We start from the raw sequence: 15643 nt of genomic DNA, 5'->3' as shown, positions 1-15643 counted from the left end.
GGTCTCGCAGGGGGAAGGGCCGTCTCTTGCCCGGCTATTCCGGCTGGGCGATCCTCAGCCACTGGAACCAGCCGCGGTGCAACACGAGCCAGGCCATGAGCCCATAGCCCGCCTGGCCCGGGGTGCCGCCATTCGCAGCGAGGTCCGTGCGCCATTGTTCGTGGTTGAGCAAGGGTGAGAACGTGTCGACGTACTGGTGGTTGCGGCGGGTGGTGACATCTGCAAATGCGGCGTTGAGATCCGCGATCCGGCGGTTCTTGGCCGGGTCCAGCGTGGGCGGAGGACCGACGACGAAAACTTCGATGTTGCTTTGGGACGCCCCGTCCAGGATATTGGCCAGATTGAGGCGGCTGCGTGCTGTGGAGACACCGAATTCAATGTCGCGGCCGGACAGGCCGATCACCAGGCGGTTTTCGTGGACGTTGCTGAAGCGTCTCCCGGCTTCGTCGAGCCAGCGCGCCGCAAGGCCTTCTGTGCCCTCCATGGGGCAGGGAAGAGAGTAGCTCTCCACAAGAACGGAGTCCTGGGGAGTCCGCGCAAGAACCCTTCCGAGCCAGCCCAAGGCCCTGGGGTCACCGAGCCCGGCGAGTAGTTCATCACCAACAGCTGCGATGCGCAGCTTCCTGTCTTCCACAGTTACCTCTTCACCAAACGTTGCGGTCCTTGCATTGTGCCCGGCCGGGCGGACTGATCACCGGGCACGTGTTCCATTAAACAGAACTGCCCGGCTGGAAGCGGGTATTGAACCTCCAGCCGGGCAGCCGCCGTCTTACTTGCGTTCGAATGCCTGCTTGAGCAACGTGGCCTGTTCGGCGCTGTGGCGCTTCATGGAACCGGCTGCCGTGGAAGCCGATGCCGGACGCGAAACGAGGCGGACCTTGCGGTCCAGTGCCTGCGGCAGGTTCAAGCCGATGAACGGCCACGGACCCTGGTTGGCGGGTTCGTCCTGCGCCCAGACGATGTCGGCGTTCGGGTACTTGGCCAGTTCCGCCTCGATCTGGGCCTGGGGCAGCGGGTACAGCTGCTCCAGGCGGATGATTGCCGTCGAGGTGTCGCCGGTCTTCTGGCGGTTCGACAGGAGATCGTAGTAGAGGCGGCCGGAAACCAGGATCACGCGGTCAACGCTCTGGGCCTGAAGGGGCTCGTGTTCGCCGATGACCGGCTTGAAGCCGCCCGTGGTGAAGTCCTCCACCGCGGAAGCCGCACCCTTGAGGCGCAAAAGCTGCTTCGGGGTGAAGACGATGAGCGGCTTGCGCGGACGGCTGTAGGCCTGACGGCGCAACAAGTGGAAGTGCGAGGCAGCCGTGGTGGGGTTCGCCACGATCATGTTGTCTTCGGCACAAAGCTGCAGGAAGCGCTCGATGCGTGCGGACGAGTGGTCCGGTCCCTGGCCTTCGTAGCCGTGAGGCAGCATGAGCACGAGCGAGGAACGCTGGCCCCACTTCTGTTCAGCCGAGGAGATGAATTCGTCGATGATGGTCTGTGCGCCGTTGACGAAGTCACCGAACTGCGCTTCCCACAAGACCAAGGCGTCAGGGCGTTCCACGGAGTAGCCGTACTCGAAGCCCATTGCCGCGTATTCGGACAACAAGGAGTCGTAGATCCACAGCTTGGCCTGCTCGTCGCTCAGGTTGCCCAGCGGCATCCATTCGCTGCCGTTCGCGCGGTCGTGGAAGACGGCGTGACGCTGCACGAACGTGCCACGACGGGAGTCCTGGCCGGCGAGGCGGACCGGGACGCCTTCCATGACGAGCGAACCAAAGGCCGCGATCTCGCCGAAGCCCCAGTCGATGCCGCCTTCGCGGGACATCTGCTCGCGCTTCTCGAGGAGCTGCTTGAGCTTGGAGTGGACCGTGAAGCCTTCCGGAATATCGAGGTGCGCCTGGCCGATTCTCTGCAGCATTTCGGCTGAAATGGCGGTGGTGGCGGGCGCGTTGGTGCCGGAGTCCGCCTGCTGGGCGATGGGACGCTCGATGTCCGAAACCGCGGCGGAGTCCGCCGTGATGATCGGGATAGGCGAAGTCTGTGCGGCGTGGGTCTCCGCGAAGACGCGCTCGAGGCGTTCCTGGTAGTCGCGCAGCAATTGTTCGGCTTCGTCCTCGGTGATGTCGCCACGGCCGATGAGGGATTCCGTGTAGAGCTTGCGGACGGAGCGCTTGGCTTCGATCAGGTTGTACATGAGCGGCTGCGTCATCGATGGGTCGTCGCCCTCATTGTGTCCACGGCGGCGGTAGCACACCATGTCCACGATGACGTCCTTGTGGAAGCGCTGACGGAACTCGTAGGCCAACTGTGCGATGCGCACCACGGCCTCGGGGTCGTCACCGTTCACGTGGAAGACCGGGGCCTGGATCATCTTGGCCACGTCGGTGGAGTAGGTCGAGGAACGCGACGACGACGGTGCGGTGGTGAAACCGACCTGGTTGTTCACGATGATGTGGATGGTTCCACCGGTACGGTAACCACGCAGCTGGGACAGGTTGAGCGTTTCCGCCACAACGCCCTGGCCGGCAAAGGCGGCGTCGCCGTGGACCATGATGGGCAACACGGGGAACGCCTCGCCCTGGTCCAGCCGGTCCTGCTTGGCCCGGACAATGCCTTCAAGCACGGAGTCAACCGCTTCAAGGTGGGACGGGTTGGCAGCGAGGTAGACCTTGGTCTCATTGCCGTTGTCCGAGGTGAACGTGCCTTCAGTGCCGAGGTGGTACTTGACGTCCCCCGAGCCCTGCACGGAGCGGGGGTCCTGCGTGCCTTCGAACTCGCGGAACACCTGTGCGTACGTCTTGCCCGCGATGTTGGTGAGCACGTTGAGGCGGCCGCGGTGGGCCATACCGATCGCGACTTCGTCGAGTCCGTCGTCGGCGGCGTCGGAAATGATGGTGTCCAGCAGCGGAATCAGGGATTCCCCGCCTTCGAGGGAGAAGCGCTTCTGGCCCACGAACTTGGTCTGCAGGAAGGTCTCGAAGGCCTCTGCTGCGTTGAGCTTGGAAACGATGCGCAGCTGCTCTTCGCGGCTCGGCTTGGAGTACGGGTGCTCCACCTGGTCCTGGAACCACTTGCGTTCTTCAGGCTCCTGGATGTGCATGTACTCAATGCCCGTGGTGCGGCAGTAAGCGTCGCGGAGGACGCCCAGGATGTCGCGGAACTTGAGCATCGGCTTGCCGCCGAATCCGCCGGTGGGCCACTCGCGGTCCAGGTCCCACAGGGTGAGGCCATACGTCAGCACGTCGAGGTCCGGGTGCTTGCGCTGGACATATTCGAGGGGGTTCGTGTCTGCCATGAGGTGGCCGCGGACCCGGTAGGAGTGGATCAACTGCTGGATGCGGGCAACCTTGTTGATCTCGTCAGCGGGGTCGACCTGGAGGTCGGGGCTCCAACGGACGGGCTCGTAGGGAATGCGGAGCGCTTCGAAGATCTCGTCGTAGAAGTTCTGGGCACCGAGGAGGAGTTGGTGGACGAGCTTGAGGAACTCGCCGCTTCCTGCGCCTTGGATGACGCGGTGGTCGTACGTGGACGTCAGCGTGAGGATCTTGCTGATGGCGTTCTGGGCGATGATCTTCTCGCTGGCGCCCTGCCACTCGGCCGGGTAGTCGAGGGCTCCGACGCCGATGATGGCGGCCTGGCCCTTGGAGAGCCGGGGCACGGAGTGCACAGTACCGATGCCACCCGGGTTTGTCAGGGACACGGTGGTGCCCGCGTGGTCGTCCGCCGTGAGCTTGCCGTTGCGCGCACGCTTGATGAGGTCTTCGTAGGTGTGCCAGAACTCCGCGAAGTTCATGGTCTCGGCCTTCTTGATGTTGGGAACCATCAGGAGGCGCGTGCCATCGGGCTTGGGCATGTCAATGGCGATGCCGAAGTTGACGTGTGCGGGCTGCACGGCAACGGGCTTGCCATCTACTTCGTCGTAGTACACGTTCATCGACGGGAACTGGGACAGGGCGCGGACCACCGCGTAGCCGATGAGGTGGGTGAAGGAGACCTTGCCGCCACGGGCGCGGGCAAGGTTGGAATTGATGACAACCCGGTTGTCGATCAGGAGTTTGGCGGGAACGGCCCTGACGCTCGTGGCGGTAGGAACCTCAAGGCTCAAGACCATGTTGGACGCAATGGCCTTGGCCGGACCACGGAGGACGGAGACGACGTCCTCTTCCGGGGGAGTGGGAGCCTTGGTGCTCTTGGGAAGCTGGGCCGGGATCGGCTGGGACTGGCTGCCGTCGGATGGCTTCTGCGCGCCGTCCTTGGCGACAGTGGCCGGAGCCTTCTTGACCGGTGCTGCAGGAGCAGCCGGAGCAGGTGCGGGGGTTGGGGCGGCAGGGGTAGCGGCCGGGGCAACCACGGGCGCGACCGGCGTCATTGCCGTTGCTGCGGCCGGTGCCACGACAGGAATTTCTCGAGTGGGAGGGTTTGCAGGGGCTGCGGATGTTCCGTTGGAAGAAGTGCCGTCAGCGGTGTCGAAGGACTCGAAAAGCGGCCACCACTTGGCGTCGACCGAATTCTTGTCCTGCTGGTACCGCTCGTACAGTTCGTCAACGAGCCACTCGTTTCCGCCAAATTCCTCGGGTAGACGGTGGCTTGGCTGCTCTGGCACTTGAAATACGCCTCTTCCATGAGTGTTGATTTCCAGCTGGCCCGGGGAACTGCAGGGGGTGCAAAGGCGAGCCAGGGTCTGGGTCCCGCGAACTCAGACCCTAGCCAGTCTAGTGACGAGCGGCGGCTATCTGCCAATAGTGGTGATCTAAATCATGCCAATCGCTATATGCCTCGGCTTCCGCGCACTGAGGGGCTATTCTTTCCCGGGATTTTCCTGCCGTTTTTAGCGTCGCATACCTCGACCCCGGCCGGTGAAGTCGCGTGAAGCCGCCCGGCGGCCGGACTGTAGACTTGAATTCTTATGGACAGTAATTCTAGGTGCCGGCCTGGGAGCTGCGGGGGAAGCCGTTCGGCAATCTCCGCGCAACGCACCCGCAGAGCCGGCAATGCCCGTACACATGCCCATCGCACCCCGGAGCTCCAGGCCGGCCGGTCGGCGGATTCTTCATCCGCTGCGTCCGACCAACCCCCGCCGGGTCAATCAGCCCTTAGTCTTCCTGGCGCCCTTTTCCAGCCGTTCGCACCATCCGGCGGCCTTTAATGGAGTGGCTTTTCCTTCTCGCCGGCGTACTCCTGATTCTGGGCACTGGCTTCTTTGTCGCGGTCGAGTTCTCGCTCGTCGCGCTCGACCAGTCAACAGTCCAAAGAGCGGTCGACGGCGGCGACCACGCTGCCGCGGCTTTGCTCAAATGCCTGAAGTCCCTTTCCACCCAGCTCTCAAGCTGCCAATTGGGGATCACCCTCACCACCTTGCTGACCGGCTTCGTCATGGAGCCATCCGTTGGCTCTCTCTTGCACGGACCGCTGCTCTGGGCAGGGCTGCCTGAGGCTGCTGCGCAGTCCTTGTCGCTCATCCTGGCCATGACCTTCGCCACCGTCTTGTCGATGCTGATCGGCGAACTCGTCCCGAAAAACATGGCCTTGGCCTTGGCATTTCCGTTGGGCCGGGCGTTGGCCCGGCCGCAACTGATGTTCACGGCCGTGTTCAAGCCCGCGATCGTTGTACTCAATGGCTTCTCGAACAAGGTGCTCAACCTTGTGGGACTCGAGGCCAAGGAAGAGATCTCGGGTGCCCGCTCGCCTTCTGAGCTGGCCTCCCTGGTGCGCCGTTCGGCGGAGCTGGGAACCCTCGACGCCGGGACAGCCAACTTTGTTGCCCGGACCCTGAACTTCTCGGCCCGCACGGCGGCCGACGTCATGACCCCGCGCATCCGCATGGAAACCATCGACGCCGATCAGCCGGTATCGGACATCATCGAAGCGGCCCGGCGGACCGGATATTCGCGCTTCCCGGTCATCGGCGAATCGGCCGATGACATCCGGGGCGTGGTGCACATCAAGAAAGCCGTGTCCGTCCCATCGGAACGCAGGAGCCGGCTGGAAGCCGGAGCCATTATGTCCGAGGTCCTGAGCGTTCCCGAGACCATCCACCTCGACGCCCTGCTTTTGGAACTCCGCGAGGGCAACCTGCAACTCGCCGTCGTGCTTGATGAGTACGGCGGAACCGCGGGTATCGCGACCCTTGAGGACTTGGTGGAGGAAATCGTCGGCGAAGTGGCGGATGAGCACGACAAGGTCCGGCCCGGATTGCTGCAGAGCGCCTCGGGGGACTGGTATTTCCCCGGGCTGTTGCGCCCGGACGAGGTCAGCGAACAGATCCCGGGCCTGACGGTTCCCGACGACCCCGCGTACGAAACGGTGGGCGGTTACGTCATGAGCCAACTTGGACGGATCGCGATGGTCGGCGACATCGTCGAGGCCGGCGGCGGCACTCTGGCCGTCACCCGAATGGACGGCCGCCGGATCGACCGCATTTGCTTCCGCCCCACGGCGCCCGACACCCACGATGACGGCGACGACGATAAAGGCGCTGCGGAAAGCGATTCGAGCGGATGGCAAAGCAGGAAGCAGGCCAGCAAGCGGTTGAATAAGGGCTCCGGCGGTTCGGCAGGCGATGCCGTTGGCAACCCCGTGGCCAAAACCAGCCGCAAAGGACGTGCCGCATGAGCGACTGGGCAGGAATCCTGTGGCTCGTGGTCCTGCTGATCGGCAACGCCTTCTTTGTCGGCGCCGAGTTTGCGGTGATGTCCGCGCGCCGCAGCCAGATTGAGCCTTTGGCCCAACGCGGGTCCAAGCGCGCGCAGACCACCCTGTATGCGATGGAACACGTCTCGCTGATGCTGGCGTGTGCCCAGCTTGGCATCACCGTGTGTTCCTTGCTGATTCTCCTCGTGGCCGAGCCTGCCATCCACCATTTGCTGGGGGCGCCGCTGGAGTCCGTAGGTGTCCCTGTTGAATTGGCAGACGTTATCGCGTTTGCGGTTGCCTTGCTGGCCGTCACGTTCCTGCACGTGACCTTTGGTGAGATGGTCCCCAAGAACATCTCTGTTTCGGTCGCAGACAAGGCGGCCTTGCTGCTGGCGCCGCCGTTGGTCCACGTCGCCCGTTTCGTGAAGCCTGTTATCTGGACCCTGAACTGGCTGGCCAACCGCATCCTTCGCCTGATGAAGATCGAGCCCAAGGACGAGGTGACCTCCTCCTTCACGCTCGAAGAAGTGCAGTCTATCGTGCAGGAATCGACCCGCCACGGGCTCGTGGACGACGACGCCGGCCTGTTGAGCGGCGCTCTGGAGTTTTCCGAGCACACCGCGGCGCACATCATGGTGCCGCTGGACAAACTCGTAACGCTCAAGCCCGGCTCCACGCCGCGGCAACTCGAGAAAGCGGTGAGCCGGACCGGTTTCTCCCGCTTCCCCGTGTTGGACGACGACGGCGAGTTGACCGGCTACCTGCACATCAAGGATGTGCTTTCCATCCCCGAGGAAGGACGCCGCTATCCGATCGCGGAAAGCCGGATCCGGTCCCTCGTGAACCTCGCACCCGAGGACGAGGTTGAAGATGCCATGGCCGTGATGCAGCGGACCGGCTCGCACCTGGGCCGCGTTGTGGGGACAGGTGGCGCGACCCTGGGCGTGTTGTTCCTGGAGGACGTTATCGAGCAGCTTGTGGGCGAGATCCGTGACGCCACCCAGGCCAGGGGAATCCGGCGGCTGGGCGGACCCGAGTCAGCGTAACCTCCTGCTGGCCCAAGGGGCCGGCAGGAGCCGCCCGGAATTCTAAATAGGAATCATTCCCATTTGTGGGTACACTCATTGAGTCCCCTGTTGTGTTTGATTCGGTAGATCCGAGGTTTCCCGTGCGCCGTACCGCCGCCCGTCTTTCCCTTGCCGCCTCCGTCGGCCTTGCCGTCCTGCTTGCCGCATGCGCGGCACCCGCCGCGACGGCGCCGTCGTCGTCCTCCGGAGTGATCGACGTGGTCGCTTCCACCAGCGTGTACGGCGACATCGCCAAGAGCGTCGGAGGTGACAAGGTGTCCGTCACGTCCATCATCAGCAAGACCAGCCAGGATCCGCACTCCTACGAGGCAAGCACCCAGGACAAGCTGGTCGTCTCCAAGGCCCAACTGGTGATCGCCAATGGCGCGGGCTACGACGACTTCTTCAGCAAGCTGGCCGATGACAGCAAGGTGGCTGCGGACAAGACGATCACCGCCGTCAACGTATCGGGGCTCCTCCCCGCGGCGACGAGCAGCGCATCTCCCGCAGCGGTGCCGGAAGGGTTCAACGAGCACGTCTGGTACAACTTCGACGCCATGGCGAAAGTGGCCGATGCTGTCGCTGCGAAGCTCGGAAGCCTGGACCCGGCCGATGCCAAGACCTTTACCGCCAACGCCGACAAGTTCAAGTCCTCGCTGACCGGACTCAGCGCCAAAGTCGCTGAAATCAAGTCATCCAAGGGTTCCGCTCCGGTCGCCATCACCGAGCCCGTCCCGGGCTACTTGCTTGAAGCTGCAGGCTTGGAGAACAAGACGCCCGAGGAATTCAGCCACGCCATTGAGGTCGGCTCGGACGTTCCGCCGGCAGCTGTCAAGGAAACGAGCGATCTGATTAGCTCGAAGTCCGTTCGCTTCCTGGCGTACAACGAGCAGACCGCCAGCGCCGAGACGGAAAAGCTGAAGGCCGAGGCAACCGCTGCCGGTGTTCCGGTTATCGGCTTCACCGAGACACTTCCCGAGGGCAAGGACTACGTCGCCTGGATGACGGACAATGTGGACAACGTTGCTGCTGCCCTGAACAAGTAAACGGCGCCGGCAGTAGAACAGACGGGCCCTGCAATCGTCCTAAGATGTACAGGGCGGCTGCGGGGCCCTCTCTGTTCATCCAAGAGCAGGCCACCAGCGACGTCGCTTCGCGAACCCCATGGATCGAGGAATCTTTTTGACACCGGTAGTGAGCCTTCGCGGCGCGGGCCTCCAGTTTGGCCAACGGGCCCTCTGGAAGGACCTCGACCTGGACGTCCAGGCGGGTGAGTTCTTCGCTGTGCTCGGCCCCAACGGCAGCGGCAAGACCAGCTTCCTCAAAGTCCTCCTCGGTTTGCAGCAGCTTCACTCGGGGACGGTGGCTGTGGCTGGAAACCCCGTGCAACGTGGCAGCCGGAAGATTGGCTACATCCCGCAGCAGAAGTCCTTTGCGCCGGATACGCCCTTGCGAGCCAGGGACTTGGTTGCCCTCGGCGTCGACGGCCACCGCTGGGGCCTGCGGATCAAGGCCAAAGCCGTCAATGAGCGCGTCGACGCCCTGCTGGACTTGGTGGGGGCGAGTGACTATGCCCGCGTACCGCTTGGTCAATTGTCCGGCGGTGAGCAACAGCGGCTCCGTGTTGCGCAAGCCCTTGCCGCGGAGCCTGAACTCCTGCTCTGTGACGAACCGCTGCTGTCCTTGGACCTGCACCACCAGCAGGCCGTGAGTTCCCTCATCAACCGGCAATGCCACGAGCGGAAGAGCGCCGTGGTGTTCGTGACCCACGAGATCAACCCGGTCATCGACTACGTAGACCGCGTCCTCTACCTTGCCGGCGGCAGGTTCCGGGTGGGAACACCGGAGGAGGTCATGACCACCGAGGTCCTGTCCGAGCTGTACAACAGCCGCGTTGATGTCATCCGCGCGAACGGCAGGATCGTCGTCGTCGGCCTTCCGGACGCGACTACCCACTACCACGATGACGCCCACGTGGGTGTGGAGGAAGGTCACTAAATGGATCTCGGCAGCATCCTGCACACCATCTTCAACTTTGAAAACTATGGCGAACTGTTGGCGCTGGTCCAGAATTCCATCTGGGCCGGTGCAGTCCTCGGCCTGCTCGGCGGACTCATTGGCACCTTTGTCATGAAGCGGGACCTCGCTTTCGCCGTGCACGGCATTTCGGAGTTGTCCTTCGCCGGTGCCTCTTTCGCCCTGCTCATCGGGGCGGACATCATTTTCGGTTCGCTCGCGGGATCCGTCGCGGCTGCGCTGCTTCTGGGACTTATGGGCGTCCGGGCGCGGGACAAGAATTCGATCATTGGCGTCATCATGCCGTTCGGGCTGGGCCTTGGCATCTTGTTCCTGGCCCTCTACCAAGGCCGGGCGGCCAACAAGTTCGGGCTCCTGACCGGCCAGATCGTTTCGGTGGACACTGTCCAGCTCCAGGTCCTGGCCGGCACGGCCGTGGTGGTCATGCTCGCGCTGGCCGCAATTTGGCGCCCGCTTAGCTTCGCCAGCGTGGACTCCGAGATGGCGGAAGCCAGGGGAGTTCCTGTCCGTGGCTTGGCGATTGCCTTCATGGTGTTGCTCGGCGTCAGCGTTGCCTTGTCCATCCAGATAGTCGGAGCGCTTCTGGTGCTGGCCTTGCTGATCACACCCGCGGCCGCGGCACTCCGCGTGACCACTTCGCCGCGCCTCGTGGTCTTGTTGAGCGTGGTCTTTGCGATCACTGCCACCGTGGGCGGCATCCTCCTGGCGCTCGGCAGCAGGATTCCCATCAGCCCGTATGTCACCACGTTGTCGTTCTTGATCTATGTGGTGTGCCGGATCATGGGCAACGTACGCGCCAAACGGGGTATCAACGGCAGGATAGTCCGTCCCCACGCTGTGGGCCAAGCAGTGGAAGACCAGACGGTAGCCGGCTAGAGCCGGCCCTCAGCCTTCTTTGCGGTGCACTCGGGGCAGAGCCCGAAAATCTCCACTGTGTGCGCCACTTCGGTGTAGCCGTTTTCCGCAGCCACCCGGGCTGCCCACGTCTCTACGGCCGGAGCCTCCACTTCGACGGCCTTGCCGCAATTGCGGCACAGCAAATGGTGATGGTGGCCCGTGACCGCACAGCGGCGGTAGACGGCTTCGCCATCGGCATTTCTCAGCACATCGATAAGGCCGTCGTCGGCAAGCGACTGCAGAATGCGGTACGCCGTGGCCAGGGACACCGAGACGCCCTGGTTCTGGAGCAGCCGGTACAGTTCCTGGGTGCTCACGAAATCGTCGAGTTCGTCCAGGGCGGCGCTGACGGCCAGGCGCTGCTTTGTGACGCGCTGCTCCTTGACGGCGGGATCCTTCGCATCCGGAAGCGACTGGGCTGCGGGCCCGGACGTGGCGGCATGGGCGCCCTGTGACATTCGTGGACTCATTTCGATGTGGATGTTCGCAAGTACCAAGGTTACCAGCCGGCCACCCTTGGACGCCGTTTCGTGGACACCATTGGAGGCCCGCCCCTAGGCTGGCTGCATGAAGCTCACCAAGTTCACCCACGCTTGTGTCCGCCTGCAAAAGGATAACCAGGTCCTCGTGATCGACCCAGGGACTTTTTCCGAGTCCGAGGAAGCCCTCGCAGGCGCCCACGCGGTGCTGATCACGCATGAGCACGCCGACCACGTGGACGCGGACGCCGTCGTCGGGGCCCTGAAGGGAAACCCCGGACTGCAGGTGCACGCACCCGCGGGGGTCGCTTCCCAGCTGGCCGCCAAGGCGGGCGACGACGGCGGGCGGGTACACGCCGTCGAGCCCGGCACGTCCTTTGAAGCCGGAGGCTTCGCGATACGTTCTTTCGGAGGGCAGCATGCACTCATCCACCCGCAGATTCCTGTAGTGGCCAACATCGGCTACCTCGTGGACGAAAACGTCTTCCACCCGGGGGACTCGTTCGTTGTCCCTGATGGCATTGCCGTGCAAACCCTGCTGGTGCCCATCCACGCGCCGTGGTCAAAGGTGGGCGAGGTGGTCGACTTCGTGATCGCGGTCCGCGCACCCAAGGCCTACCCGGTTCACGATGGCCTGCTCAACGAACTAGGACGCGGATTGGTGGAAGGCCACGTGACCCGGATCGGAGCAAAGTACGGTACCAGCTATGCGAGGTTGTCGCCGCGGGAATCGGTGGAGGTCTAGCTCAGCCGGCCGCGCCGCCTAAATGCTGCGTGGCCACCTGCCTGTCTCGAAGAAGTCAGCCAGCACGGCCTCGTACGGGGCCGGATCCAGGCCTCGCTCGGCGATCCAGTCCGGGTTGTAGTAGCTCCCCGCGTAGCGATCGCCGGCGTCGCACATGAGTGACACAATGCTGCCGCGCTTTCCCTGGGCCACCATCTCGGCAATCAGTTGGCAAACACCCCAAAGGTTGGTTCCCGTGGAAGGCCCGGCGTGCAGCCCGGCAAGCCGGCGGAGGTGCCGCATGGCGGCTACCGAGGCCGCATCGGGAACCTGGATCATGGTGTCGATGACGGCCGGGACAAAGCTGGGCTCCATGCGCGGCCGTCCGATGCCTTCGATCCTTGACGGCATGCCCGTGGAGTAGTCCGGGATGCCGTCGCGCCAGCCCGGATAGAACGCGGAGTTTTCGGGATCGACCACGGCCAACCGGGTCGAGTGGCAGTGGTACCGCAGGTACCGGCCGATGGTGGCGCTGGTTCCGCCGGTGCCGGCTCCTACTACGATCCACTCGGGCACCGGATGTTCTTCGAGGGCGAGCTGTCCGAAGATCGATTCCGCGATGTTGTTATTGCCCCGCCAGTCCGTGGCGCGCTCAGCAAAAGTGAATTGGTCCATGTAGTAGCCCCCGGACGTCCGGGCGACCTCCTCGGCCATTGCATAGACCTCCGAGGCGTGGTCCACGAGGAGGCATGCGCCACCGAACTCTTCGATGAGGGCGATCTTTTCCGGGCTGGTGGTCCGGGTCATCACGGCGATGAACGGAAGCCCGATCAGCCTGGCGAAGTAGGCCTCGGACACCGCGGTGCTCCCGCTGGAAGCCTCCACGATGGTGGTCCCCTCCGTGATCCATCCGTTGACCAGGCCGTAAAGGAAGAGCGATCGGGCCAAGCGATGCTTGAGGCTGCCCGAACGGTGCGTGGACTCATCCTTGAGGTAGAGCTGGACACCCCAGTGTTCGGGGAGCGGCACCGCGTAGAGGTGCGTATCCGCCGAGCGGTTGTTCTCGGCTTCGATGCGTCGGATTGCCTCGCTGGCCCATGCCCGGTCCTGGTTGCGTAGAGTGCTCACCGATCCAGCCTACCGGCGGCGGCGGCCGCCCAAGGATAGGCTGGTTCCGGTCGGCAGCTGCACGGCGGCAGCTTCGACGTCGTTTGGTAGACACAGCAAAACGAAGGAGATTTGATGGCCACGATCATGAACGTCACCGCACTCAAGGACCGCATGGATGCGGGCCAGCGGACTGTATTGCTCGACGTTCGGTGGGTGTTGGGCGATCCGCACGGCCATTCGCACTTCCGCCAGGCCCACATTCCAGGCGCAGTCTATGTGGACTTGCATAACGAACTCGCCGATCCCTCGGCCGAGGGCCAGGGCAGGCACCCGTTGCCGACCACCGCTGCGCTGCAGCGGAGCGCCCGTGCCTGGGGCATTAACGACGGCGACACCGTGGTTGCGTACGACGACAGCGGCAGCACCGCCGCGGCGCGGTTGTGGTGGCTGCTCCGGGACGCCGGTTTCCATTCCGTCTTCCTGCTCGACGGCGGATTGGGTGCCTGGCGCGCGGCCGGCTACCCGTTGGCGCAGGACGAGCAACCGCCGGTCCCGGGCGATGTGGTGCTGGGACACGGCCACATGGATGTGATCACCATGGACGAGGCAGCGGAGTGGCACAACCACGGAATTCTTCTCGATGCCCGGGCCGGGGAGCGCTACCGCGGCGAAATCGAACCCATTGATCCCCGCGCGGGACACATTCCCGGCGCGCTGAGCGCCCCCACAGCCGGAAACCTCGGACCGGACGGTACGTTCCTCCGCGCAGCCCAGCTCCGCAATAGATTTGCGTCCCTCGGCATCGACGAGGGCAGCAAGGTAGCGGTTTACTGCGGCTCCGGGGTAACGGCGGCGCACGAGATCGCTGCCCTCGAACTCGCAGGATTCAGGGCGGCGCTCTTCCCGGGCTCCTTTTCACAGTGGTCCTCGCTCGACTCGAACCGGGTGCTCACTGGAGCAGCGCCGCTGGGATCTCCGGGTCAGTGAGCCTCGGCCGCAGCGAAGCCGGAGGGCGTGGCAGCCCAGAGTGGCAAAGAATCAGCCCGCAGGGGTAGCGTCGAGGCATGACTCCCGGACGCCCCGTTCCTCCGCCCCTTGGCAAGCCGCTCGTCGTGGCTGACGAGACAGCGGAGGCCGCCCCATCAACACCCGGCGCGCAGGGCACGCCGACCCTCGCGGCTGCATACGGCGCCACTTCTGCTGACAGCGGTCTTGTCCCGCTGACAGTGGCCCGCCGCGTTCCCAAGGAAGACGACGTCGAGATCGAGATCGATTTCTGCGGCCTCTGCCACTCCGATGTCCATGCGACACGGGGCGAATGGGGGGCCCAGAGCTATCCGCTGGTCCCAGGCCACGAAATCGTGGGCCGGGTCCGCAGCGTGGGCTCCGCCGTCGACGACTTGGCGCCGGGAGACCTGGTGGGTGTCGGCTGTCTGGTGGATTCCTGCCGCGAGTGCGATAGCTGCCTCGAAGGCCTGGAGCAGTATTGCGAACGCGGAAACGTTGGCACTTATGGGGTGAAGGACGCGCGGAACGGCAACTCCGTCACCCAGGGCGGTTACTCGACCTCGGTGGTGGTTGACCGCCGCTTCGTGCTGCGCGTGCCGGAGGGCCTTGACCCGGCCGCGGCGGCGCCGTTGCTGTGCGCGGGCATCACCACCTACTCGCCGCTGCGCTACTTCGACGTCGAGGAGGGGGACGTGGTGGGCGTCGTCGGTCTCGGCGGACTGGGCCACATGGCGGTCAAGATTGCGAAGGCCATGGGGGCGCACGTAGTGGTCTTCACCACCTCGGAGGCCAAGTTCGAGGCGGCAATTGAACTTGGTGCCGACGACGTGATCCTCTCGAAGGATCCCGAAGCCATGGAAGGCGCCAACCGCACCATCGACGTCATTATCGACACCGTTGCGGCGCCGCATGACCTGAACCCGTACTTCCGCACCTTGCGGCTGAACGGTGCCCTCTTCCAATTGGGGCTCCCGCCCACCGACATGCCTCCGGTCAGTCCCGGCGCGCTGATCCGGCGCCGCCTCTCCTACGCAGGCTCGTTGATCGGCGGCATTGCCGAGACCCAGGAAATGCTGGACTTCTGTGCCGAGCACGGCGTGGTCAGCGATGTCGAAGTCGTCACTGCCCGGCAACTCAATGAAGCCTACGACCGCATGGTTGCAGGCGACGTCAAATACCGTTTCGTCCTCGATACCAAGACCCTTCAGCCCGCTTCGGAAAAGGCAGACGTATGAGCACCCTGTTCACCAAAATCATCAACGGCGATATTCCCGGACGTTTTGTCTGGAAGGACGACGACGTGGTGGCCTTCCTGACCATCGCCCCGCTCACCGACGGCCACACGCTCGTGGTGCCGCGCAAAGAGGTGGACCGCTGGACCGACGTCCCCCCTGAGCTCCTCAACAAGGTCATGTCTGTCGCGCAGACAATCGGCAAGGTACAAGTGAAGGCGTTTGGCGCACCACGGGCAGGACTGTCCGTGGTGGGCTTCGAAGTGGAGCACTTCCACGTGCACGTCTTCCCGGCAACGTCCCTGGCCGATTTCGACTTCGGAACCGTAGAGCACAACCCGGACCCTGCCCGGCTCGACGCGAATGCGGCGAAACTCCGCGCCGGCCTCGTCGCCGCCGGACACGGCGACTCTGTTCCGGCGGACTGAGGTCTACGGATACGAGGGCTTGTTTCCGGTTCCGCAGCCTGTT

General features: G+C 64.1%; 13 protein-coding genes. 9 read left to right on the top strand and 4 right to left on the bottom strand.

Translation table 11 applies throughout. The features are described from left to right. Positions 1-34: 34 nt before the first annotated feature. Positions 35-634, bottom strand: a complete 600-nt coding sequence (locus tag ABH924_RS00425; protein ID WP_404496068.1) for a GDSL-type esterase/lipase family protein — start codon at positions 632-634, stop codon at positions 35-37. 135 nt (positions 635-769) lie between these two features. Beyond that, a complete protein-coding gene (locus tag ABH924_RS00420) occupies positions 770-4588 on the bottom strand; it encodes a multifunctional oxoglutarate decarboxylase/oxoglutarate dehydrogenase thiamine pyrophosphate-binding subunit/dihydrolipoyllysine-residue succinyltransferase subunit (protein ID WP_404496066.1) in 3819 nt (1272 codons plus the stop codon). A gap of 542 nt (positions 4589-5130) precedes the next feature. Between ABH924_RS00420 and ABH924_RS00415 the strand changes: the two genes are divergently transcribed. The 5 genes from ABH924_RS00415 (at position 5131) to ABH924_RS00395 (ending at position 10598) form a co-directional block, all read left to right on the top strand. Further along, positions 5131-6597, top strand: coding sequence for a hemolysin family protein (locus ABH924_RS00415; protein ID WP_234747929.1), 1467 nt, complete (start codon positions 5131-5133; stop codon positions 6595-6597). Beyond that, the gene (locus ABH924_RS00410) at positions 6594-7664 is read left to right on the top strand and encodes a hemolysin family protein (protein ID WP_234747927.1); all 1071 of its coding nucleotides are present in this window, start codon (positions 6594-6596) and stop codon (positions 7662-7664) included. Before ABH924_RS00415 ends, ABH924_RS00410 begins: the two co-directional genes overlap by 4 nt. A 122-nt stretch (positions 7665-7786) precedes the next feature. Beyond that, positions 7787-8731 (top strand): metal ABC transporter solute-binding protein, Zn/Mn family, encoded by a 945-nt coding sequence (locus ABH924_RS00405; RefSeq protein ID WP_404496064.1) that lies wholly within the window; start codon positions 7787-7789, stop codon positions 8729-8731. A 118-nt stretch (positions 8732-8849) separates the two neighbouring features. Next, positions 8850-9683 (top strand): metal ABC transporter ATP-binding protein, encoded by an 834-nt coding sequence (locus tag ABH924_RS00400; RefSeq protein ID WP_404496062.1) that lies wholly within the window; start codon positions 8850-8852, stop codon positions 9681-9683. Further along, positions 9684-10598: a metal ABC transporter permease gene (locus tag ABH924_RS00395; RefSeq protein ID WP_404496060.1), complete on the top strand. Its 915-nt coding sequence runs from the start codon at positions 9684-9686 to the stop codon at positions 10596-10598. On the opposite strand, the gene ABH924_RS00390 is transcribed toward ABH924_RS00395, so the two are convergent. Beyond that, on the bottom strand, positions 10595-11077 hold the full coding sequence (locus tag ABH924_RS00390; RefSeq protein WP_234747918.1) for a Fur family transcriptional regulator: 483 nt from the start codon (positions 11075-11077) through the stop codon (positions 10595-10597). The genes ABH924_RS00395 and ABH924_RS00390 overlap by 4 nt on opposite strands. 109 nt (positions 11078-11186) lie before the next feature. Between ABH924_RS00390 and ABH924_RS00385 the strand changes: the two genes are divergently transcribed. Then, positions 11187-11843 (top strand): MBL fold metallo-hydrolase, encoded by a 657-nt coding sequence (locus ABH924_RS00385; RefSeq protein ID WP_404496057.1) that lies wholly within the window; start codon positions 11187-11189, stop codon positions 11841-11843. An 18-nt stretch (positions 11844-11861) separates the two neighbouring features. Here the strand turns inward: ABH924_RS00385 and ABH924_RS00380 are convergent, their stop codons facing one another. Continuing rightward, complete coding sequence (locus tag ABH924_RS00380) at positions 11862-12950, bottom strand: PLP-dependent cysteine synthase family protein (RefSeq protein WP_404496055.1); 1089 nt, start codon at positions 12948-12950, stop codon at positions 11862-11864. Between the two features lie 114 nt (positions 12951-13064). Here ABH924_RS00380 and ABH924_RS00375 point away from each other — a divergent pair, with 114 nt between their 5' ends. The 3 genes from ABH924_RS00375 to ABH924_RS00365 all read left to right on the top strand — a co-directional run bounded on the left by ABH924_RS00375 (position 13065) and on the right by ABH924_RS00365 (position 15600). Next, on the top strand, positions 13065-13919 hold the full coding sequence (locus tag ABH924_RS00375) for a sulfurtransferase (protein WP_404496053.1): 855 nt from the start codon (positions 13065-13067) through the stop codon (positions 13917-13919). A 77-nt stretch (positions 13920-13996) separates the two neighbouring features. Beyond that, positions 13997-15175, top strand: a complete 1179-nt coding sequence (locus tag ABH924_RS00370) for an NAD(P)-dependent alcohol dehydrogenase (RefSeq protein WP_404496051.1) — start codon at positions 13997-13999, stop codon at positions 15173-15175. Beyond that, positions 15172-15600 (top strand): HIT family protein, encoded by a 429-nt coding sequence (locus tag ABH924_RS00365; RefSeq protein WP_234747911.1) that lies wholly within the window; start codon positions 15172-15174, stop codon positions 15598-15600. Before ABH924_RS00370 ends, ABH924_RS00365 begins: the two co-directional genes overlap by 4 nt. The last annotated feature ends 43 nt before the right edge of the window (positions 15601-15643 follow it).

Source organism: Arthrobacter sp. GAS37, assembly GCF_044908325.1.
GTDB lineage: Bacteria > Actinomycetota > Actinomycetes > Actinomycetales > Micrococcaceae > Arthrobacter > Arthrobacter ramosus.
The sequence above is the reverse complement of the archived record's forward strand: the minus strand, read 5'-3'. Positions and strand labels throughout refer to the sequence as shown.